The sequence below is a fragment of the Dietzia sp. 2505 genome (assembly GCF_040546785.1).
GTDB lineage: Bacteria > Actinomycetota > Actinomycetes > Mycobacteriales > Mycobacteriaceae > Dietzia.
Window position 1 is genome coordinate 273,111 of sequence record NZ_JBEPON010000003.1, and the last position, 20,186, is coordinate 293,296.

The 20,186-nt window shown below is 70.7% G+C and carries 25 protein-coding genes; 15 read left to right on the plus strand and 10 right to left on the minus strand.

Annotated elements, in window-relative coordinates:
- Positions 1-2 precede the first annotated feature (2 nt).
- The gene (locus ABIE38_RS08145; RefSeq protein ID WP_354055216.1) at positions 3-998 is read left to right on the plus strand and encodes an LLM class flavin-dependent oxidoreductase; all 996 of its coding nucleotides are present in this window, start codon (positions 3-5) and stop codon (positions 996-998) included.
- Between the two features lie 34 nt (positions 999-1,032).
- The gene (locus ABIE38_RS08150; protein WP_354055218.1) at positions 1,033-1,428 is read left to right on the plus strand and encodes a DoxX family protein; all 396 of its coding nucleotides are present in this window, start codon (positions 1,033-1,035) and stop codon (positions 1,426-1,428) included.
- Between the two features lie 38 nt (positions 1,429-1,466).
- Here the strand turns inward: ABIE38_RS08150 and add are convergent, their stop codons facing one another.
- Together add and ABIE38_RS08160 are read right to left on the minus strand one after the other, a co-directional pair.
- A complete protein-coding gene (gene add, locus ABIE38_RS08155; protein WP_354055220.1) occupies positions 1,467-2,492 on the minus strand; it encodes an adenosine deaminase in 1,026 nt (341 codons plus the stop codon).
- The gene (locus ABIE38_RS08160) at positions 2,489-3,958 is read right to left on the minus strand and encodes an alanine/glycine:cation symporter family protein (RefSeq protein ID WP_354055221.1); all 1,470 of its coding nucleotides are present in this window, start codon (positions 3,956-3,958) and stop codon (positions 2,489-2,491) included. Before ABIE38_RS08160 ends, add begins: the two co-directional genes overlap by 4 nt.
- Positions 3,959-4,013: 55 nt before the next feature.
- On the opposite strand from ABIE38_RS08160, the gene ABIE38_RS08165 reads away from it, so the two are divergent.
- Positions 4,014-4,904 carry a patatin-like phospholipase family protein gene (locus tag ABIE38_RS08165; protein WP_354055223.1) on the plus strand — a complete coding sequence of 297 codons (891 nt, stop codon included), beginning with the start codon at positions 4,014-4,016 and terminating at the stop codon, positions 4,902-4,904.
- Between the two features lie 61 nt (positions 4,905-4,965).
- Here the strand turns inward: ABIE38_RS08165 and ABIE38_RS08170 are convergent, their stop codons facing one another.
- Entirely contained in the window at positions 4,966-5,112 is a 147-nt protein-coding gene (locus ABIE38_RS08170; RefSeq protein WP_354055224.1) for a hypothetical protein, read from the minus strand.
- Between the two features lie 235 nt (positions 5,113-5,347).
- Between ABIE38_RS08170 and ABIE38_RS08175 the strand changes: the two genes are divergently transcribed.
- From ABIE38_RS08175 to ABIE38_RS08190, 4 genes are all read left to right on the plus strand, one after another.
- On the plus strand, positions 5,348-5,533 hold the full coding sequence (locus ABIE38_RS08175) for a hypothetical protein (RefSeq protein WP_095717709.1): 186 nt from the start codon (positions 5,348-5,350) through the stop codon (positions 5,531-5,533).
- Between the two features lie 158 nt (positions 5,534-5,691).
- Positions 5,692-7,386: a nitrite/sulfite reductase gene (locus ABIE38_RS08180; protein WP_354055226.1), complete on the plus strand. Its 1,695-nt coding sequence runs from the start codon at positions 5,692-5,694 to the stop codon at positions 7,384-7,386.
- The gene (locus ABIE38_RS08185) at positions 7,383-8,165 is read left to right on the plus strand and encodes a phosphoadenylyl-sulfate reductase (protein WP_354055228.1); all 783 of its coding nucleotides are present in this window, start codon (positions 7,383-7,385) and stop codon (positions 8,163-8,165) included. The genes ABIE38_RS08180 and ABIE38_RS08185 overlap by 4 nt, the downstream gene beginning before the upstream one ends.
- Positions 8,162-9,046, plus strand: a complete 885-nt coding sequence (locus tag ABIE38_RS08190) for an NAD(P)-dependent oxidoreductase (protein ID WP_354055230.1) — start codon at positions 8,162-8,164, stop codon at positions 9,044-9,046. The genes ABIE38_RS08185 and ABIE38_RS08190 overlap by 4 nt, the downstream gene beginning before the upstream one ends.
- 3 nt (positions 9,047-9,049) lie before the next feature.
- On the opposite strand, the gene ABIE38_RS08195 is transcribed toward ABIE38_RS08190, so the two are convergent.
- Entirely contained in the window at positions 9,050-9,868 is an 819-nt protein-coding gene (locus tag ABIE38_RS08195; protein ID WP_354055232.1) for a lysophospholipid acyltransferase family protein, read from the minus strand.
- Positions 9,869-9,926: 58 nt separating this feature from the next.
- Here ABIE38_RS08195 and ABIE38_RS08200 point away from each other — a divergent pair, with 58 nt between their 5' ends.
- Positions 9,927-10,655: a sirohydrochlorin chelatase gene (locus ABIE38_RS08200; RefSeq protein ID WP_354055234.1), complete on the plus strand. Its 729-nt coding sequence runs from the start codon at positions 9,927-9,929 to the stop codon at positions 10,653-10,655.
- A 135-nt stretch (positions 10,656-10,790) separates the two neighbouring features.
- Entirely contained in the window at positions 10,791-11,129 is a 339-nt protein-coding gene (locus ABIE38_RS08205) for a histone-like nucleoid-structuring protein Lsr2 (RefSeq protein WP_354055236.1), read from the plus strand.
- A gap of 128 nt (positions 11,130-11,257) precedes the next feature.
- Here the strand turns inward: ABIE38_RS08205 and ABIE38_RS08210 are convergent, their stop codons facing one another.
- Positions 11,258-11,947 carry an enoyl-CoA hydratase/isomerase family protein gene (locus tag ABIE38_RS08210; protein WP_354055238.1) on the minus strand — a complete coding sequence of 230 codons (690 nt, stop codon included), beginning with the start codon at positions 11,945-11,947 and terminating at the stop codon, positions 11,258-11,260.
- A 181-nt stretch (positions 11,948-12,128) separates the two neighbouring features.
- On the opposite strand from ABIE38_RS08210, the gene ABIE38_RS08215 reads away from it, so the two are divergent.
- From ABIE38_RS08215 to ABIE38_RS08225, 3 genes are read left to right on the plus strand one after another with little or no spacing between them, the layout of a single operon-like run.
- Entirely contained in the window at positions 12,129-12,818 is a 690-nt protein-coding gene (locus ABIE38_RS08215) for a TetR-like C-terminal domain-containing protein (protein WP_354055240.1), read from the plus strand.
- Positions 12,819-12,822: 4 nt separating this feature from the next.
- On the plus strand, positions 12,823-13,689 hold the full coding sequence (locus ABIE38_RS08220) for an acyl-CoA thioesterase domain-containing protein (RefSeq protein ID WP_354055242.1): 867 nt from the start codon (positions 12,823-12,825) through the stop codon (positions 13,687-13,689).
- The gene (locus ABIE38_RS08225; protein WP_354055244.1) at positions 13,686-14,504 is read left to right on the plus strand and encodes a maleylpyruvate isomerase family mycothiol-dependent enzyme; all 819 of its coding nucleotides are present in this window, start codon (positions 13,686-13,688) and stop codon (positions 14,502-14,504) included. The genes ABIE38_RS08220 and ABIE38_RS08225 overlap by 4 nt, the downstream gene beginning before the upstream one ends.
- A 64-nt stretch (positions 14,505-14,568) precedes the next feature.
- Here ABIE38_RS08225 and ABIE38_RS08230 read toward each other — a convergent pair whose 3' ends face one another.
- The 4 genes from ABIE38_RS08230 to ABIE38_RS08245 are packed head-to-tail and all read right to left on the minus strand — an operon-like array spanning position 14,569 to position 16,323.
- Positions 14,569-14,940, minus strand: a complete 372-nt coding sequence (locus ABIE38_RS08230) for a fluoride efflux transporter FluC (protein WP_354055246.1) — start codon at positions 14,938-14,940, stop codon at positions 14,569-14,571.
- Positions 14,937-15,422, minus strand: a complete 486-nt coding sequence (locus tag ABIE38_RS08235; RefSeq protein ID WP_354055248.1) for a fluoride efflux transporter FluC — start codon at positions 15,420-15,422, stop codon at positions 14,937-14,939. Before ABIE38_RS08235 ends, ABIE38_RS08230 begins: the two co-directional genes overlap by 4 nt.
- A complete protein-coding gene (locus ABIE38_RS08240; protein WP_354055250.1) occupies positions 15,419-15,946 on the minus strand; it encodes a universal stress protein in 528 nt (175 codons plus the stop codon). The genes ABIE38_RS08235 and ABIE38_RS08240 overlap by 4 nt, the downstream gene beginning before the upstream one ends.
- Entirely contained in the window at positions 15,943-16,323 is a 381-nt protein-coding gene (locus ABIE38_RS08245; RefSeq protein WP_354055252.1) for a hypothetical protein, read from the minus strand. The genes ABIE38_RS08240 and ABIE38_RS08245 overlap by 4 nt, the downstream gene beginning before the upstream one ends.
- 181 nt (positions 16,324-16,504) lie before the next feature.
- Here ABIE38_RS08245 and thpR point away from each other — a divergent pair, with 181 nt between their 5' ends.
- Positions 16,505-17,134 carry an RNA 2',3'-cyclic phosphodiesterase gene (gene thpR, locus ABIE38_RS08250; RefSeq protein ID WP_354055254.1) on the plus strand — a complete coding sequence of 210 codons (630 nt, stop codon included), beginning with the start codon at positions 16,505-16,507 and terminating at the stop codon, positions 17,132-17,134.
- Positions 17,135-17,157: 23 nt separating this feature from the next.
- Here thpR and ABIE38_RS08255 read toward each other — a convergent pair whose 3' ends face one another.
- Positions 17,158-17,778 carry a hypothetical protein gene (locus ABIE38_RS08255; protein ID WP_354055256.1) on the minus strand — a complete coding sequence of 207 codons (621 nt, stop codon included), beginning with the start codon at positions 17,776-17,778 and terminating at the stop codon, positions 17,158-17,160.
- Positions 17,779-17,946: 168 nt separating this feature from the next.
- Between ABIE38_RS08255 and ABIE38_RS08260 the strand changes: the two genes are divergently transcribed.
- Both ABIE38_RS08260 and ABIE38_RS08265 read left to right on the plus strand, forming a co-directional pair.
- The gene (locus ABIE38_RS08260) at positions 17,947-18,576 is read left to right on the plus strand and encodes a nucleosidase (protein WP_354055258.1); all 630 of its coding nucleotides are present in this window, start codon (positions 17,947-17,949) and stop codon (positions 18,574-18,576) included.
- 118 nt (positions 18,577-18,694) lie between these two features.
- A complete protein-coding gene (locus tag ABIE38_RS08265) occupies positions 18,695-20,182 on the plus strand; it encodes an HNH endonuclease signature motif containing protein (RefSeq protein WP_354055568.1) in 1,488 nt (495 codons plus the stop codon).
- The last annotated feature ends 4 nt before the right edge of the window (positions 20,183-20,186 follow it).

The following is a 20,186-nucleotide window of genomic DNA, read 5'->3' on the forward strand; positions in this document are numbered from 1 at the left end:
TGATGGTCTACGTCGTCACCCGCTTCGACTTCCGGGCGCCCGGCGCGGACGCGGCCGAGCGGCGGGACCGCTACCGCGCCGCACTCGCCATGGCCCGGTACGCGGAGGAGTCGGGCCAGGACGCCGTCAACCTCTCCGAACACCACGGGTCGGAGGACGGCTACCTCCCGTCTCCGCTCATCGCGGCCGCGGCGGTCGCCGCGGTGACCGAGCGGATCCAGATCGCGGTGTGGGCCCTGCTCACGCCGCTGTACGACCCGGTCCGCCTGGCCGAGGACATCGCGGTGCTCGACCATGTGGCGTCCGGGCGGGTGAGCTTCACCTTCGGGCTCGGGTACCGGCCGGTCGAGTACGCGATGCACTCCCGGGACTGGAAGGGGCGTGGGGCACGGCTGGAGCAGCAGTTGGAGACGATGCTCTCGGCGTGGGCGGGGGAGCCGGTCGGCGACGATCCGGTCGACGGTTCGCCCCGGTCGCGCGTGACACCGAGACCATTCTCGGACCCGCACCCGCTGATCTTCCTCGGCGGCGCAGGCGCGGCCGCCCGTCGGGCCGGTCGCCTGGGCATGCACTACCAACCGCAGGTCAACGATCCGGAGCTCGCCGAGTTGTACCGAGCCGAGTGTCGCGCGAACGGGCATGAGCCCGGCGTCGTGGTGACCCCGGTCTCTGGTCCCGCCGCGGTATTCTGCGCGCAGGATCCCGACGAGTTCTGGGAGCGGTACGGTGGCTACCTGCTCGCTGACGCGGAGGCCTACCGTGCCTGGCAGACGGCCTCCGGTCGCAACTCCTTCGTCCACTCCGACGCCCGCTCGGTCGAGGAGCTGCGCGCCGAGGGGGTGTACCTGGTGGCCACTCCGGACGAGCTCGTCGAGCGGGTCCGGGCTCGCGAACTGGGCCTGATCGCGGGCCACCCGTTGTGCGGAGGGATGCCGATCGACGCCGCGTGGGAGTCGTTGCGACTGCTCGGGGAGCGAGTGCTGCCGCACGTTCGGTGAGAACGCCGGGATCAGGGGCCGTAGTCTCGGGCGAATGGGAGACGACACGGCACTAAACGACACGGCACACGCCGTCCGGTACTGGTCAATGCCCGCCGCGCTGGGGGCGATGGGTGCGCTGCACTTCGTGGCGCCCCGCCCCTTCGACGGGCTCATCCCGCCGGAGCTGCCGGGGAGTGCCAGGGCGTGGACCTACGGGTCCGGCGTGGCCGAGATGGCCGTGGCTGCACTGCTGGCCGTGCCGCGGACCCGGGCCCTGGGCGGGGCGGCGGCCGTGGCGCTGTTCGTGGGGGTACTACCCGGGAACGTGCAGATGGTGCGGGCCTGGCGGCGGAAGCCGGTGTGGCCCTACCAGGTGATCGCGTGGGGCCGCCTGCCGCTGCAGGTGCCGATGATCCTCGCGGCCGACCGTATCCGCCGCGGCGCCTGAGCGCTCAGCCGACCGTATCCGCCGCGGCGCCTGAGCGCTCAGCCGGCCGGGTCGGCTGTCCCGGCTTCCCATGCGTCCACCCGGTCGAGGGCGTCGCGTGTGAGCTCGGCGGGCGCGAAGGACGAGTCGATCGAGGCCCGGGCGCACCCCGCCAACCGCGCCTCCGGGATGCCCATCCGCTCGTGCGCCAGCACGTATTCGTCCACCACGTCGACGCCGAACAGCAGCGGGTCGTCGGCGCCGATCGAGCAGCGGACCCCGGCGTCGAGCAGCGCGGGGAGCGGGTGGTCCTCGAGCGTGGGGTAGACGCCCAGGATCACGTTCGAACTCGGGCACACGTCCAGGCAGACCCCGCTCGCGGCGAGCGTCTGGACCAGCCGGGGGTCCTCGGCGGCCCGGACCCCGTGCTGGATGCGGTCGACGCCCAGCCGCAGCGCGGAACGCACCTCCTCGGGTCCGGCGAGTTCCCCTGCGTGGGGCACCACGCTCAGACCGGCATCGCGGGCGATCGCAAAGGCTTCCGCCGCCCCGGCCACGGGATTGCCACGTTCATCGGCCACGAGGCCCACGGCCACGACCCCACGGTCGGCGAACCGCGCTGCAAGCCGGGCGGCCTCCAGCGCGTGCGCGCGCCCGGCACCGCGGTCGATGCTCACGATGGCGCCGGTCCACACCCCGTGGCGCCGGCCGGCCTCCGCGGCGGCGGGGAGGATGAACCCCAGAGCGTCCTCGGCCGTGTCGAAGGCGGCCGACTTGTCCGGGATGGAGGCGAACTCGAGTGCCACGACGCCCTGTGCGGAGGCGTCGGCCACCACCTCGTCGAGCAGCCGACCGACCCGCTCCGGGGTGTGCAGGAGCGAGATGAGCAGGCCGTAGGCGTCGAGGAAGCGGGTGAAGTCGGGGAACTCGACGAGCGGCGGGACCTCCACGCCGTCCTCGGCACACCACTCGCGCATCGTGGCGGCGCGCATCGCGGCCTCGAGGTGGACGTGCAGGTGCGCCTTGGGCAGGGCGGCGAAACGCTCGTACACGGGGGAGTGCGCGGCCGGTGCCGGGTGGCTCATCCCTTCGGTTCGACGTCGCGCGCCTCGTCGGCGACGTGCTGCAGGGTCATCGGATCGGAACCGTCCCAGGACGTGACGTTCCGGGCCTGCGGCAGGTCGTCACGGTGGAACACCGGGTTGTGGCCCTTGGCCTTCTGCCGCAGGTAGTGCTGCAGCAGGGCCACCGCGAGACCGCTGAGCGGGATGATCGCGATGAGGTTGATGGTGGCCATGACGCCCATGAACAGGTCCGCCATGTTCCAGATGAGGTCGACCGAACCGAGGCAGCCACCGAGCACGGCCAGGATGACCAGCACGCGGAAGACCCGCAGGGCCACGGGGCTCTCGCGCAGGAAGCGGATGTTGGCCTCGCCGTAGTAGGAGTTGCCGAGGATCGAGGAGAAGGCGAGGAAGAAGATGACCACCATGAGGAAGGGCACGCCCCAGTCGCCGACCTGTGAGGCCAGTGAGTCCTGGGTGAGGGTGATGCCCTCGCGGTCGCCGCCGAACTCCGGGTTGGCGAGCAGGATGATGAACGCGGTCGCCGAGCACACGACCAGCGTGTCGAAGTAGACGCCGAGCGCCTGCACCAGGCCCTGCTTGACGGGGTGGGAGACGGACGCGGTGGCCGCCGCGTTGGGCACCGAGCCCATGCCGGCCTCGTTGGAGAACAGGCCACGACGCATGCCCTGCATGATGGCCGCGCCGATCGCGGCGCCCGCGACCTCGCGGAAGCCCAGGGCGTGGCCGACGATCAGGGAGATCATCTCCGGGACCTCGGTGATGTTGATCGCCACCACCACGAGGGCGACGACGATGTAGGCGATCGCCATGAGCGGGACCACGATCTCGGTGACCGCGGACAGTCGCCGGATACCGCCGAAGATCACCGCGCCCACCACCAGTGCCAGCACGACGCCGATGACCAGGCCGGACCCGAGCCCCTCGAGGCCGAACTGATTGCGCACGGAGGCGGAGATCGAGTTGGCCTGGACGGCGTTGAAGACGAAGCCGTAGGTCACGGTGATGATCACCGCGAAGGCGACCGCCACCGGCTTCCACCCGAGGCCGTCGCGGATGTAGTAGGCGGGGCCGCCGATGTAGGAGTCCTTGCCCCGGACCTTGTAAAGCTGGGCGAGCGTTGACTCGACGAAGGCGGTGGCGCCTCCGATGATCGCCAGCATCCACATCCAGAACACCGCACCGGGTCCGCCGACCGTGATCGCGATCGCGACGCCGGCGATGTTCCCCGTACCCACGCGGGAGGCGGCGGAGACGGTGAAGGCCCGGAAGGCGGAGATGCCCTTCTTGTCCGGCTCGATGTCCGAGGGCTTCTCGACGATCGTCCGGAACATCTCCGGGAACATCCGGATCTGGACGATCAGGGTGGTGAAGGAGAAGTACAGGCCGGCGATGACGAGTAGCGCGATGACCGCGTACCAGTAGACATCGTTGACGGATGCGATGAAGTCGGCGATGGCGCTCACTCAGGTGACGGTAGTCGATCATCGCAGATGTGACGATGCGACTTACCCTGGTGTCGTGACCGATTTATCGCCCACCGCTCCGGATGTCGCCGTCCTGTTCGAGGGCGGGGGAATGCGGGCGGTCCACACGGCGGGGGTCGTGGAGACACTCATCGACGCGGACATCCACGGGGGGATGGCCGCCGGGATCTCCGCGGGGGCCACGCACGTGGCCAACTATCTGTCCCGCGAGGGCGTCCGCGCGCGGAAGAGCTTCGTCGAACTCGCGGCGGACCCCAACTTCGGGGACTGGCGCAGTTTCGCCCGCGGGAAGGGTCTGTTCAACGCCGAGTACATCTACGAGCAGACCGGTCTCCCGGACCAGGTGTTGCCCTACGACTTCGACACGTTCTCGGGGAGCGGCACGGCTGCGAGGATCGGGACGTTCCGGTGTTCGGACGGTGCCACGGTCTTCTGGACCGAGGAGGACGCCTCGAGCATGCCGGAGCTCATGCGGATGGTCAGGTCGTCCTCGACGATGCCGGTGTGGATGCCACCGGTGCTGATCGACGGCGAGTACTACGTGGACGGGGCCCTGGGCCATGACGGCGGGATCCCGCTGTCCGCGGCGCGGGAGGCCGGATACGAGAGGTTCCTCGTGGTGCTCACCCAACCGAGGGGCTACCGGAAGATCCCGCCGCGGCGACTGACGCCGTTCTACCGCTCGTACTTCCGGAGGTTCCCGGCGGTGGGGGAGGCGCTCCTGCACAGGTGGGCGCTCTACAACGAGACGCTCGACGAGATCGAGGCTCTCGAGGAGTCCGGCGATGCGGCGGTGTTCCGTCCGGAGCGGGTGTTGATCCGGAGCTACGAGCGCAGGGTCGACCGTCTCGCCGAGGCCTACGTTCTCGGGAGGGAGCAGGCCCGGCGGGAAGTCGACACCTGGTTCGAGTTCTGCGGGCTGTGACACACCCCGTGAAATGCGAAGCGCCCCGGTGGCGGACCACCGGGGCGTTCGTCGCTGAGGATTAGGAGCCGAAGAGCTCCGCGCCGCCACCGAGGGTCGCGAGGATGTAGGACGGCAGGCCGAGCAGGCCGTCGATCGCGGCGGAGCCGACGTTCGGCACGAGGTCGGCGGAGCCGCTGGCGAGGGAGAACCAGAAGTCAGAGAACATGTGGTGTCCTTTCGAGAGGTGGTCCCCCACGGGTTGGTGGGGTACGTCACTCACGGTACTGACGATCCACGGGCGTTTCCACAAACTTGCCTCTCGAGTAAAGCTTCTCAGGATATTCGTAAGTCCCTTGCTGGGGGGTTCCTACTTGATGAGGATCGTCATATGATCGGGAAAGGGCGACCGAGATGTAGTCCAAGGGGTGGGCTGACCAGGGCCGTCCTGGAAGGAGTTCATCATGTGGGGAAGTCTCTTTGAATTCGCCGGGTCGACCGTCGGCGCGGCCGGCAGTCTGGCCACCGACACGGGGTCGACGCTCGTCGACACGCTCACGTTCCTCCCGGTCCACATCGTGGAGGTGTTCTGGTGGACCGTGTTCGGCGTCGCCGAGGATCTGGGTTCGACCATCATGCCGCCGGTCTGACGGTCCGCACGAAGGTCTGATACCCAGCCGCCTCCCTCCGTGGGGGGCGGCTGATCTCGTGGGTGGGGCCGGTGCCGCCGGTGGGCGGGCGCTGACGGGGGCGGAGCCTACCGTCCGACATTAGACAGACCGGTCTGTCGACGGCTACCCTCGCGGACATGACCGGTACAGACGCCGCCGCCCGCCCCGCTCGTCCCGCACGCGCCCCCAAGCCGCAGGGCCAGTGGAAGATCGACGGCAAGCTCACGCTCAACCACAACGAGGAGTTCAAGCTCACCGACGACGCACTCAACGTGCGGCAGAGGATCCTCGACACCTACTCCAAGGAGGGGTTCGCCTCCATCCCGTCCGACGACCTCTCGGGGCGGATGCGCTGGTGGGGGCTGTACACCCAGCGCAAGCAGGGGCTGGACGGCTCGCGGACCTCCAAGCTCGAGGCCGACGAGCTGCAGGACGAGTACTTCATGATGCGCGTCCGGACCGACGGCGGCGCGGTGACCACCGACCAGCTGCGGGTACTGGCGGGCATCTCGACCGACTTCGCCCGTGGCACCGCGGACATCTCCGACCGGCAGAACATCCAGTACCACTGGATCGCGATCGAGGACGTGCCCGAGGTCTGGCAGCGGCTCGAGGACGTGGGGATCGATACGGTCGAGGCCTGCGGCGACTGCCCGCGCGTGATCCTCGGCAGCCCGGTCGCCGGTGTGGCCGAGTCCGAGATCCTCGACCCGACCCCGGTGATCGAGGAGATCAAGGCCAAGTACATCGGCACGCCCGAGTTCTCCAACCTGCCGCGCAAGTTCAAGTCCGCCATCACCGGGCATCCGAGCCTCGACGTGGTCCACGAGATCAACGACATCTCGTTGGTGGGCGTCCAGCATCCCGAACTCGGCCCGGGTTACGACCTCTGGGTGGGCGGCGGGCTGTCCACCAACCCGCAGCTCGCCACCCGCATCGGCGTGTTCGTCCGCCAGGAGGAGGCGGCCGAGGTGTGGGCCGGCGTGGTGGGGATCTTCCGCGACTACGGCTACCGCCGCTTGCGCACCAAAGCCCGGCTCAAGTTCCTCATCAAGGACTGGGGAGCCGAGAAGTTCCGCCAGGTCCTCCAGGACGAGTACCTGGGCCGTGAGCTCCCGAACGGGCCCGCGCCCGAGCGGGGCGTCGGTTCGAGCGACCACGTCGGGATCTTCGAGCAGAAGGACGGCCGGTACTACGTCGGCGCCGCCCCCACCGTCGGCCGCGTGGGCGGTGAGAAGCTGGCGCAGGTCGCCGACCTCGCCGAGGCCGCGGGCTCCCACCGGGTCCGCTTCACCCCGCACCAGAAGCTGCTCGTGCTGGACGTCGAGCCGGAGAAGGTCGAGCAGCTGGTCGAGGGGCTGGCCGCGATCGGACTGCACGCGCGGCCCAGTTCCTTCCGCCGCTCCACCATGGCGTGCACCGGTATCGAGTTCTGCAAGCTCGCCTTCGTCGACACCAAGGACACCGCCACCGCGCTGATCGGCGAGCTCGAGAACCGGTTCGCCGACGACGCGCCCCTGCGCACGCCGCTGTCGATCCACCTCAACGGCTGCCCCAACAGCTGTGCGCGCATCCAGACCGCCGACATCGGCCTCAAGGGCCAGCTGCTCGACGGCGACACCCCGGGCTTCCAGGTCCACCTCGGTGGCGGCCTGGCCTCCCAGGACCAGGAGTCGGGTGGGCTCGGCCGCACGGTCCGCGGCCTCCGCGTGCCGTCCGCGGACCTGCCCGACTACGTGGAGCGCGTGATCCGCAAGTACATGGAGACCGGTGCCAACGGCGAGACCTTCGCCGAGTGGGCCCACCGTGTGGAGGAGGAGGTCCTGGTATGACCGCAGTCGCACTCGATCTGCTGCCCCGCAGCACCGTCCTGACCCCCGGCCCCGGCCGGCGCCGGACCACCGAGGAACTCAAGGCCATCGCCGAGGACGCGGCGCGTCGATTCGACGACCGCGGGCTCTACGGCCACCACGGCGAGGTCGACCCCGCCGAGGTCCTGGCCTGGGCGGGCGAGACCTTCGGTGACGCTCTCGCCGTGGCCTGCTCGATGGCCAACACGGTGGTGCCGGAGATGACCGCGCAGTACGCCCCGGGGGTGGACGTGCTCTTCCTCGACACGGGCTACCACTTCTCGGAGACCATCGGCGTCCGGGACGCCCTGGCGTCCACACCGGGGCTGAACGTCGTGGACGTGCACAGCCCAGCGAGCCGTGAGGAGCACGAGGCCGCGCTCGGCCCGCGCCCGTTCGAGACGAACCCGGAGCTGTGCTGCCGCCTGCGCAAGGTGGAGCCGCTCGACGCGGCACTGTCCGGATACGAGGCGTGGATCACCGGTCTGCGTCGGGTGGACACCGACCACCGCGCCGGAGCGGCGATCGTGGAGTGGGACGCCAAGCACTCGATGATCAAGATCAACCCGCTCGTGGCGTGGACCCTGGATCGCGTCCACGCCTACGCGGAGGAGCACGGGTGCCTGCTCAATCCACTGCTCGACGACGGCTTCCCGTCGATAGGCTGTGAGCCGTGCACCCACCGCGTCGAAGCCGGAGCGGATCCGCGCTCCGGTCGCTGGGCCGGTTCCTCCAAGACCGAGTGCGGCATCCACCTGTGACGATCGCGTTCGCCGACGCCGCTCCCGCGGCCGAGCGGCCGGCGGTCCCCGCGTTGGACGGCCTCCCCCTGACGGTGGGTCTGTCCGCACGCGAGGTGCTGGTGGTGGGCGCGGGGCCGGTGTCGGTCCGCCGCGCCGAGACCTTTCTCGAGGCCGGTGCGGTGGTCCGGGTCGTGGCCCCTCGTGTCGACCCGGCGATGGCCGACCTCGCGGCGCGGGCGGGTGCCCAGCTCGTCGTCGTCGTCAGGAACTTCCGCGCCTCAGACCTGGACACTCCCTGGATGGTGCACGTCGCCACCGGGGACCCGGTGGTCGACGCCGAGGTCGCCGATTTGTGCGAGCAGCGGCGGATCTGGTGCGTGGCCGCAGGCGACGCCGCGCTCGGGTCGGCACGGGTGCCCGCGCGCACCGCGGTGTCGACGCCCGCAGGGCTCGTCCGGATCGCGGTGGACTCCTCGGACCCCCGCCGGTCGGTCCGGGTGGGGCGGCACGTGGCGAGGTCGCTGGCCACCGCGCCGGCGGGACTGCGCGCCCGGCGTCGCCCCGAGGCGGGGTGGCTCGTGCTGGTCGGTGGGTGCGGTGACGGCGACCTCCTCACCGTCCGCGCCCGGCGCTTCGTCCACGCCGCGGACGTGCTGGTGGTGGACGGTGCGGCCGATCCGGGACTGCTGGCGGAGATCGACGACGACGTCGAGGTGATCGAGGTCGGGTCGACCCTGCCCGTCGACGCGGTCGCGCGAGTGGTGGCCGCCCGGTGCGCTGCCGGTCACGGGGTCGTGCGGATCGTCGCGGCGGACACCCTGGCGGATCGGGCCCGCGACCTCCGGGCCGCCGGCGTGACGTTCGAGATCGTCCCCGGCGTGGTCGACGGCGGGGCCTGAGCCCTACCGCCAGGCGTCGGTGAGGGCGTCGTCGATGCCCTCGCGCACCGCGTGCCGCACCTCGTCGACCGACGGTGCCGGCCCGGGGTCCTCCCAGAGCGCCAGCGGTCCGGCGGCCACGACCGGGCGGCGCGGGGGCAGCCTGGAGTGTTCCCGTCCGTGATAGACGATCCCGATCGGCAGCACCGCCACCCGACCGCCCCCCTCGCGGACCCCGCGGACCATCTGGCCCACACCCTTCTTGACCGAGTCCAGCCGCAGCGTCCGTAGATCGTCCGCGGAGGAGTTGGTGCCCTCCACGAAAGTCAACACCACCCCGCCGGCGGTCAGGCGGTCCACGCACAGGCCGATCAGGCGGGAAGCCGCCGCGTCGTGCACCGCGCGCTCGGTGCCCCCGTAGTTCTTGGCGCGGAAGACCGGGACCGTTCCCGTGTACTCGAACACCGGTCGCAGCGGGCCGCGGAAGAGCGGGTCCTTGGTCAGGCCGGTGCCGGAGGCGAGGAACCGGACCCGCCTGTCGTACACGGCCGAGGCCAGCACGAACGGGTCGTGGTGTGACGGGTGGTTGGCGGCCACGATGATCCCCACGCCGGCGTCGTGCAGCCGGTGCAGCTCGGCCTCCGTCTCGGGCCGGATCCGCACCTCGGGCGCGTACAACGCCCCCACGAAGGCCAGCAGGGGATGGGTGAAGCCGTCCCTCCGGCGGCCGGGGCCGTAGAAGTCGTAGACGGCCTCGAAGTTGGTCAGGGTCACCTCCGGCCGTTCCCGGCTCCGACGACCCGGTCGGAGGGCCCGCCCGATACGTCCGGCTCCTGCGTCCATCCCCCCAGTCTCGTCCAGCGATCGGGGGGACGCATCCGGAATCCGGCATGCTCGGGGGATGACGACGAACGCGCCCCTCGCCGAACCGGTCGCCGAGCGGCCCCGCCTGCTCCTGGTGGCACACGGGACCCGGTCGTCGACAGGCCGTCGGGAACTGGGCCGGGTCCTGGTGGAGACGCGCAAGAAGCTCGACGGTGTGGACTGCCGGCTGGCCTGGGTCGACGTCCAGGCTCCGGGCCCGGACCGGATCCTCGCCGACGGTGTCCCCACGGTCGTGGTCCCCGCCTTCCTGGCCCGCGGGTTCCACGTCACCGAGGACGTCGACGGCGCGTGCGGTCGCGCCCCCGGCCCGGTCGCGCTGGCGCCCCACGTGGGTGGTGAACCGGAGATCGTGCGGGCACTGATCCAGCGGTTGGCGGAGGCGGGGGCCGTCGGGGCCTTCGGCCCCGACGCCGTGGTCCTGGGGGCGGCGGGAAGCCGTGACGAGTCCTCACAGGCCGAGACACGGGCCCTGGCCTCGGCCCTCGAGAGGGTGCTGGGGGTGCCGGTGTCCGCCGGTTTCGCCTCCGCGGCCAGTCCGACCGTCGCCGACGCGATCACCGGGTTCAGGGAGCGGGGTCATCGCCGGGTGGCCGTGGCCACCCATCTGCTGGCGCCCGGGTTCTTCGCGGACCGGATCGCGGCGGCCGGCGCGGACGTGACCTCTCCGCCGCTCGGTGCGAACCCGGAGATAGTCGATCTGATCGTCCGGTTATACCTGGAGAATTCGACGGAATTAATACGCTGACCGGCCCGGCTGTTCTCGATCCGATAAGGAACGAATCACTTATCGATAATGGCCGGCAAATGTGACCAGGCCTAATTTCCCGGTACTGGTGCATACTGTTGTGTAGTAGAAGTCGCACCTAGCTAGGGAGAATCAATGGCTCAGCAATTCCAGGTCAGGTACATCGATGACATCGACGGGACGGAACTGGGCGAGGAGGCCAATTCCATCTCGTTCGCCTTCGAGGGCAAGGAATACTCCATCGACCTGAGCGACGAGAATGCCGATGCCTTCCGTGAGGTGATGGCCCCGTACATCGACGCAGGTCACCGCGTGACCGGGGGCAGGAACAAGCCCGCGCGCAAGGCTGCCGCCAAGTCCAGCTCGGGCGATACCAAGGCCATTCGCGAATGGGCGCGGGAAAACGGCTTCGAGGTCTCCGATCGCGGCCGTATCCCGGCCGACGTGATGGAGGCGTACGCCGCCGCCAACTGATCGCACGAGCGAGGGCCCGCATCCCCGGGAGAGGGGGTGCGGGCCCTTCCGTCTATTCGCATGCGGCACCTCTCGGCCGGATGAGGTCGCGGGTCCGCGGCGGTGCCGGGGCTGAGAGGCGTGGACCCTCAGAGCCGCGTGATCGGCTCATCCAGGTGCGTGAGGGCGCCAACGACGAGTCCCGCACGGATTCCGGCGTAATTGGCACTCCGGAGCGGAGCCATCTCCGCCGCCACGGTCACCGCGCGGTCCAGCACCGCGTCCGCCTCTGCCGCCTCGTGGGCTATCCCGGCCGCGATCGCCTCATCCGCCGCATAGCGCTTCGAGGTGAGCATGGCCGTGCTCGCCACCGTGTGGGGCAGCCGGGTGGTGATGAGCGCGTTCATCCCGGGAGGGAACGGCATACCCAACTGCGATTCGGGCAGGTTCCAGAATCCGCGGTCGGCGCGCATGACGCGGTGGTCGTGGGACAGGGCCAGCATCGCCCCGGCTCCGAACGCGTGCCCGTTGACCGCGGCCACCGTGGGTAGCTCGAGCCGCAGGACCCGGGCGAACACCCGCTGGGCCCGCGAGACGTAGGCGGGCAGCCCGGCGGGATCGGAGGCGATCACCGACAGGTCGAGTCCGTTGGAGTAGAACTTCCCCGCCCCGGTCGTGACCAGGGCCGCCGGCCCCTCGGAGGCCTCGATCTCGTCTAAGGCGGCATCGAGGGAGTCCAGGAAATCGGGGGAGAAGGCGTTGTCCGGGGCGTCCGCCGGGTCCTCCGGTTCGGAGAAGCGGAGGACGAAGACGGACTCGTGACGGCTCAGAGTGGGCATGGGCTCCAGCGTAGATCCCCGGCAACGCCGTCACGGCAGGTGGGACACCGTTGTCACTCCCGTCTTCCGCACCCCGAGTGGCGGCCGGCAGCAACGGTGATGGCGGTGGGATGACACCGTTCCGGTGGACACGCCACGGCGTTGTGACGCGATGGTCACGTCGTCGTCGTACCCTGCCCGGGTGACCCGTTCCCTCTCCCGCGCCACCACCGGCGCCCCACCCCACGCCCAGTACGACGAGGCCCTCCGGCTGGGGATCCTGAGGGAGGCCACGCGCAGGCTCCGGGGAGCGGCGCCGGAGCAGCTCGGACTGCGGCCGCTGGCCGCCTCGCAGGGCACCTCCACCACGGCCATCTACACCATGTTCGGGGGCAAGTCCGGCCTGCTCGCCGCGGTCGCGGAGGAGGCGGATCGCATGCTCGCCGAGGCTCTGCGCGAGTCGCTGCGTCACGACAGTGTCGAGACCGACATGCGCTCCCTCTGCCGCGCCTACCGCCGGTGGGCGCTGGAGAACCAGGGCCTGTACGCGCTCGTCGTGGGGGAGCCCGTCCGTTCACCCCGCGCCGACGCCGACCGCCGCGACCCGCAGTCGCGTGACCCGCAGTGGAGGGAACCGCTGCTGGAGATCGTCGATGCGCTGGTCGATGAGGGGGTCTTCCGGGCCACCGACGTGCACGAGGCGGCCACCGCGATCTGGGCCTCGCTGCACGGGGTCGTGTCGCTGGAACTCAGCGTGTGGCGCGAGTCGCCGAGCGCCGAGCAGTACTTCGAGACGCAGCTCGCGGCGATCCTGCGGTCCTGGGCCGCCGGTGGAGCCCGCCCGGCGACAGCTGCCGGACCCGCAACCTCTTCAATCGGAATGGTGGGCTGAGCTCATGGGCGAGCGTTCGTTCTTCACCCTCGACGAGTCGGGGGCGTACATCCCCACCAGGTACGCGCGCAGCGCCTGGTCGGAGACCATGGTCAACGGGCCCGCGGTGGTGGTGGCCTCGGCCCGTGCGCTCGAGGCCGAGCACGGGGCGGAGGGGTTCCAGCCCGCCCGGCTCACCGTGGATCTCTTCGCGCCCGTCCGGACCGAGCCGCTGGTCGCGGTGACGGAGGAGGTCCGGGCCGGCAACCGGATCCGGGTCGCGGACGTCCGGATGTTGCAGGAGGGGAAGCTGGTCGCCCGGGGCACCCTCGTGCAGTTGCGCCGCGGCGAACAGCCGCCCGGCAACGTGTGGCGCTCGGGCCGGCGGGTGGGGGCCCCGCCGGAGGCGGACCCACATGAGAACCGGCCGGGGTCGAACGTGTTCTTCGGCAGCGGCGACGAGGGGGAGGCGTGGAGTCGCGACATGAGTGCGCACCAGAACGACCAGCGCAAGCGGTTCTGGCTGCACCCGCTGGACGTGGTGGCCGGTGAGGACGCGACCCCGTTCCAGCGGGCCGTGACCCTGGCCGAGTCCACCAGCCTCATGTCCCACTGGGGCGACGAGGGCATCGGCTTCATCAACGCCGATCTCACCGTGGCGCTGGCCCGCCTGCCCCGTTCGGGTGACATCGGCATCGAGGCCGACGAGCACCTCAGCGACGCGGGGGTGGCGGTGGGCAGCGCCTCGCTTTTCGACCGCGACGGCGTGTTCGGCACCGGGACCGTGGTGGCGGTGTCCAACGCGGGACGGCAGATCGACTTCACCCGCCGTCGGGCGGGCACGGAGGACAGCGGATCGATCGGATCGAACGAGGCGGCGACGCGCGTATGAGCGCCCGGTTGACGCGGGAGCGGATGCTCGACGCGATCGAGGCCCAGGTCGGTCTGGTGCGGTTCGCGCTCGCCGGGGGTGGCGACTCGGATGCGGTCGAACCGGCCGCCCCTGTGCCGTCGTGCCCGGACTGGACGCTGCACGACCTCGTCACCCACCTCGGCGCCGTCAACCGCTGGGGCGGTGCCACCGTGCGCGACGGGAACCCACACGAGCGCTCGCGGGGTCTGGGCGAGGCGATGAAGTCCGCCCCGTCGTCGGTGGCGGGCGCTGCCGCGCTCGCCGACTGGTATGCGTCCCAGGCCTCGGGAATGCTCGAGACCTTCACGGAGACCGACGTCGACGCCCCCACGTGGACCTTCGGTGGCCCGGGGCCCGCATCGTTCTGGCTGCGGCGGCAGCTCCACGAGACGGCTCTACACCGGTGGGATCTGGAGAACGCGCTGGGCGGGCCCTCCGCCACGACGCCGCTCCCGGAGGACGTGGCCGTGGACACGATCGACGAGTTCTGCGCCGTGATGTACCCGCACAAGAGCGCCAGCCGGCCGCTGCCCGTGACGATCCGTCTTCGCGCTGTGCTCCACGCCCCCGAGGGTCTGGCCACGGGCGCCGAACCGGTGGGTGCGACGTCCCCGGGCGCCCTCGAGTGGGAACTGCCCGGTGCAGAGGGGACCGGGGAGGTCGAGGTGTCGGGTTCGCCCGAGTCGCTCGCGCTCCTGCTGTGGGGCCGGGTCGGCCCGGACGACGCGGGGCTGGAGATCTCCGGCGACCGCGCGGGCCTCGAGGCCGCCCTGGAGGCCGGACTCTCGGGGTGAGGCCGCCCGTCGGGAGTCTTACGGTCGCGGCGGGGCTGGTAGCGCTCGTGGAACCGGCGTGTGCTCAGAAGATCGTCGCGGCGAGAGCGAGCCCGGCGGCGACCGCCGCGACGACGAGGACCCCTGTTCCCAGCGCGTTGACGACGGCCTTGCGGTAGTCCCCGCCCTGGACCAGGCGCACGGTCTCCACCATGGCGGTGGAGAAGGTGGTGTAACCGGCGCAGAAGCCGATGGTGGCTGCCTCCAGCCCTCGGCCTCCGACCGCCCCCGCTGCAGCAGCGCCGGTGAGGAAGCCCATCAGTAGTGATCCGGTGATGTTGATGGTGACCGTACCGATGGGAAATGCACTGGACCAGCGAGTCCGGATCAGGCCGTCTACCACGAATCGAGTGGCGGCTCCGACTCCGCCGAAGAGGGCGATGAGTGCGACGATCACTGGCGGTCCTTCCCGGGCCGGGTGGGGTCGGGGATGACACTCTGGTCGGGGTCAACGGGTAGTCGACTGGTACGCCATTGATGGTGTCGGCTGGCCACGATGACACCGAGCAGGCAGGTGAGGAATCCGCCGACGAGCGAGACCGTGAAATAGCCGATCGCGTGGACGCCGTCGCCGGCGCCGAGAAGCCTCTCCACCTCGAGGGCGAAGGTGGAGAAGGTGGTGAATCCACCCAGGACACCCGTGCCGAGCCCGAGTCGTACCATCCGGCGCGAGGGGATCTCGTCGCCGGCCCGAACCAGGGTCTCCAGTAGCAGTCCGAGGAGGAATGCTCCGATGAGGTTTTCGGCGAGGGTCGATATCGGCCACGCATGGTGGGCGGGAAACGATGTGGTCATGGCCCATCGGGCCAGGGTGCCGGCGGCTCCGCCGAGAGCGACGAGGGCGATCATCCCGGGGTGCAGGTGGAGTGAACGGCTCACGGGCGCTCCTCGCTCTGTTCGTCGTCCGGGCGCGGGATCAGGATGACGGGTCGGTGCTGATGGTGGGCCAGGCGCGCGGCGACGGAACCGTCGATCTTCTCCGCGGCCCAGGACCCGAACCCGGGCTGGCGGGTGCCTATCGCGATCGCGACGGCATCGACCTCCTCGGCGGCCTCGTGCAGCGCGCGCGCCGGCGTCCCTGTGGCGTAGTGGAACCGCCACGGTGCGGGGCTGGCCGCGAGAGTCTTCTCGAGCTGGGCGAACAGCATCTCCTCTCCCGTGGGGCGGTCCGGATCGCCCACGCCATCGGGATCCGTGGGAACGGTGTCGACGGATCCGTCCGGGTTGCGTCTGACGATGATGTTCGCCGGGTCGGACCACACGCACACCAGGCTGGACTGCATCCGGGCGGCCAGTGCCGCGGCAGCTCGAACGACGTGCGGGTCCTGGCCGGGTATTGCGCCGAAGACGAGGCACGAGCCGGTGGGGTCTCCGTGCCAGGGTCGATCCGGGCCGGAGCTCACCGCTCGGCCCCTGAAAGCCCGTACGGCAGGTGCGGCTGAATGGCGGCGATCCTGAGGGGGACTCCCGAAGGCACACCTGCCCAGCCGGTCGCGCCCGAGCCGAGCCTCACTTCCACGCGAGGGTTCGGATCTCGCCGAGAATCCAGGACTTCCAGGGCTCGCAGGTCCCTGACAGTGAAGTCACCGCTCATCGTTGCCGCCCTCCATCCATGGCCGCCCAGTGGCGCCCAGTTCGGGGAGGCCCGGCCGGGATGACCGGAGAGGTGCTGTCGAGGAGTGTTCACGGCAGCAACCAGCCTCAAGAAATGAAACCAGGGACCGTTGACGACATCGATGCCGTAGTTGAAGGCGAGCCCCACCGCCGTGATGGCACCCATCGTATCGCTTCTGCACCGTGACGCCAGCTCGACGCGGGCCCCGACGGCATCGCACTTGCATCGGACTGCGCGAGCGGCCTTGTCTCCGGGTGCGTGGTGGGCCATCGTGGATATGAACCTGTCGCGAGCCGCCGACACCGTGCAGACCGCGGCCTGCTCAGTCGGAGGGGGTGCGTCCCGAATGGGTCATCGGATGTTCGCCGCGGTCATGCCGCCGGACGAGGTCCGCGGAGAACTCGAGCGGTTCCTCGACCCACGCCCGGGACCGGCGTGGACCACCCCCTCGCAGTGGCACCTCACGCTGACCTTCTGCCCGGATGTCGACGAGTGGCGGATCGACGACCTCGCCGAGAGGCTCGGTGCGGTCGCCCGCAGGCACGAGCCGTTCCGCCTGCGGTTGGCCGGGGCGGGGGCGTTCCCCTCGGTCGAGCGGGCCAAGGTGCTGTGGGCGGGCGTCGAGCAGTCCCCGGCGATCGGTGATGATCGGCGCGAGCGTCCGCTCGACGCGCTGGCCGCGGGGGCCCGGTCGGCTGCCAACGCGGCCGGCTGCGTCCCCGACGGGGCGCGGTTTCGCCCCCACCTCACGCTCGCCCGGCTCGGCGGTCGCGACGATGCCACGGCGTGGCTGCGGGTGCTCGACACGTTCACCAGCAGCACCTGGACCGTGACCGAGATCGCGTTGGTCGACTCCTTCCTCGGCGAGGGCCCTCGCGGGCGGGCCCGGCACGAGGTGGTCGACCGGCTACCTCTGGGGGAGGCGGAGCCGCGCTGGTGGGCGCCGTTCCCGGGAAGAAAGCGGTCGCCGGGATGAGAGGCGTCGCATGAACACCCCGGTCACAGGCCCGCGCACTGCCCCTCCCGCTCGCCGCTGACCTGGTTGCCGCCACCGGTCGGGGCCTCGGCGTTGCCCTCGCACTCCAGGTCGCCGCCGATGGTGTTGCCCTCGAAGCGCTGGGGGCCGGAGTTCTGTTCGGATTCCAGGTCGCCGCCGATCCGGACGTTCTCGACCGTCGCCTCGCCACCCCTGTCCAGCTCGATCGACCCCGCAACTTCGCCCCCGATGACCAGGACGAACGCGTGCCCCTCGGCCTCGATGTCCTCGGTGACCCGGACGTTGCGGGCCTCGAGTCGGCCACCGCCGTAGACGTCGATGTCACCGGTGACGGTCAGATCGGACAGCACACAGGTCTGCCCGTCGCGGACCTGGACGTCGCCCGAGATGTTCTGGCCCGAGAGCTCGGTCGCGCAGTTCCCGCTGTCGAACGCGTCCGCCGCGGGTCGCTCGGTGGGCAGCTCGGAGGTCTCCACGGGCGCGGTCACGGTGGCGGTGACCGTCGGCTCGGCGGGGTTCTGTTCGTCGTCAGAGCCGTTCGCGCAGCCGGCGGCCGTGAGCAGCGCCACCACTGGCAGGAGTATCGCCAGGCGGGCGGGGGTTCGGGGGGTGTGGATCGACATCGCGGTTCACCTCTGGGCTGGAAGGGCTGGCCATCTGGTCCCACCGTAGGCGGGGGCCGCGGAATGCACGGGAAGCGCAACGGAAGAGCTCTATCGCCCCCGCGCAGCGGCGGTGCAGGCGCGGGAGCGGATGCCGTGAACCGATCCCCCATGACTACCGTGGACGCCGTGGAACTCCTCGGAGCCGTCGACCCGGCACACCCTCTCGTCGTCGTCGCCCTGGAACAGGAGGCCCGGCACTTCGTCACGGACTTCCCCGTCCTGGTCACGGGCGTCGGCAAGGTGCGGGCCGCCGTGGCGGTCGCGCACGCGCTGGGTGGCGGGGTCCGACCGCGCGAACTCGTCAACGTGGGCACCGCCGGCGGATTGCACCTCGGGATGGAGGGCACGCACGAGATCGCGACAGTGTTCCAGCACGACTTCGACAACCTCGCGCTCCATGCGGTCACCGGCCGCCACGACGGGCCTCCCCTGGCCCTCTCGGCCGAGCTCGCGGTGACTCCGGAGCCGGCCCACGCGGTGCCGTCCACTCCCGGCGGGAGCGCCGCGCCGGTGCTCGCGTCCGGCGACCGCTTCGTAGCCGGCGGACCGCTGCGCGATCACCTCGCGTCGATCGCGGACCTGGTGGACATGGAGGGGTACGCGGTCGCCGCGGCCGGGGCGATGTTGGGCGTTCCCACGCGTCTGGTCAAGTACGTGTCCGACCCGGCCGACGAGTCCGCAGGGGCCACGTGGGTCGAGAGCGTGGACGCCTGCGCACGGGTGCTGGCCGAGTGGGTGGGCACCCGGCTGGGGTGAGTGGTCGAACGCTTGTGCTATTTGCCCCCCTTGGGTAGTATCGAATGTAGGTTCGACGACGGGAGGTGGGAGCGTGGTGACGACGAGGGAGTTGTTCGCCGTGCCCGAGCCCCTCGGCATGGTCGACGCGGAAGCCGTCAGCGAGGCGGCCCGTGCCGCGACGCTGGCGCAGAACCGCGCCGGGGCCACGAGGCTGGCAGCGGCACATGTCCTTGTCGAACAGTTCGCTCGGTCCGAACGGGCACGGGCCGACGAGGAAGCCGACGGTTCGCGCCGGCCCGCGTACGCGCGGTTGGATCCGCAGGCGCGGGCCCGCGATCACCTCGTGGCGGCGTGTCAGCTCACGTGTTGGCATGCTGCCCGGTTGGTGACGGCCGGAACGCAGATCCACCGGCGACTGCCTCGTCTGCGGTCCACGGTCGACCGCGGGCTGACGCCCGAACAGTTGGCGATCGACATCGCGTGCCGCCTGGCCGAGGTGCCCGACGCGATCGTGTCGGACGTGGAGGACGAGGTGGTCGCGCGCGTCATGGAGGACCTCGACGGTGGTGACCGGCCGAGCCGCGTCGCGGTGGACTCCCTGATCGATGATGCCGTGGAGAGACACGACCCGGCTGCCGCGGAGGACGCCGCCGCCGCTGCGGCCGCTACCCGCTCCGTCCGATTCCTCGGCGCCCGCAACGGCATGGCCACGATGTGGGCCAGGCTCAGCGCTGCCGATGCCGAACTGCTTCGGCGTCGCATCGACACCGACGCGTCGGCCGCATCGGCGGACGGGCTGGATCGTCCCATGGACCAGCTCCGCGCCGACGCCCTCGCCGCGCTCGCCGTCTACCCGTCTGATGACGGCCGGTCCGCGGCTGACACCGGCTCCGCCGCTGCTCCCGAGTCCGTGCACGACGGCATCGAGCACGACGGCATCGAACTCGGCGACGTCAGGGTCGGGGCGGACCTTCCCCGGCCCACACTGGGCAATGCCGCGCGGGCCGGTCAGCCGATCCGCATCAGCGTGATCGCCTCCGCGGCCCGGGGCCTGCCCAACCGTGTCGAGTTCGTCCACGGCACGTACAGCAGCTTCGAGTGGCTCTGCACGGAGCTGCTCGAGGGCGACGACGCGAGCGTGCGGTTCGAGCTCATCGACCCTGCCCCGGGCGTGCTCGACTCCCCGGAACACGCCCTGCGCTACGTGATCACCCCGGCGATGGCCGAACGCATCCGTCTGCGCGACGGCACCTGCCGGCACCCGGGGTGCTCGGTTCCCGCGAAGAACTGCGATGTGGATCATGTGCTCGCGTTCAACAAGAAGGACCCTCAACTCGGCGGGCCGACCACCGAGTGGAACCTCGTCTGCCTGTGTCGGAAACACCACCGCGAGAAGACGTTCGGGACCAACGCCTACCGGTCCGGGCCGTTGGGTGAGCTCGTCATCATCACCGACACCGGACACGAACACCGCACCAGACCCAAGGGCCCCCTGGCCCGTGCTCGTGACGCCATCCGGGAACGCGAGTGGAACGCCTACGCGGATCGCACCATCGCCGACGACGGCACGCTGGTCAACCCTCCTCGTCGCGGCAGGCACGGATCCCGCAGACGGCCGGCCTGACCGA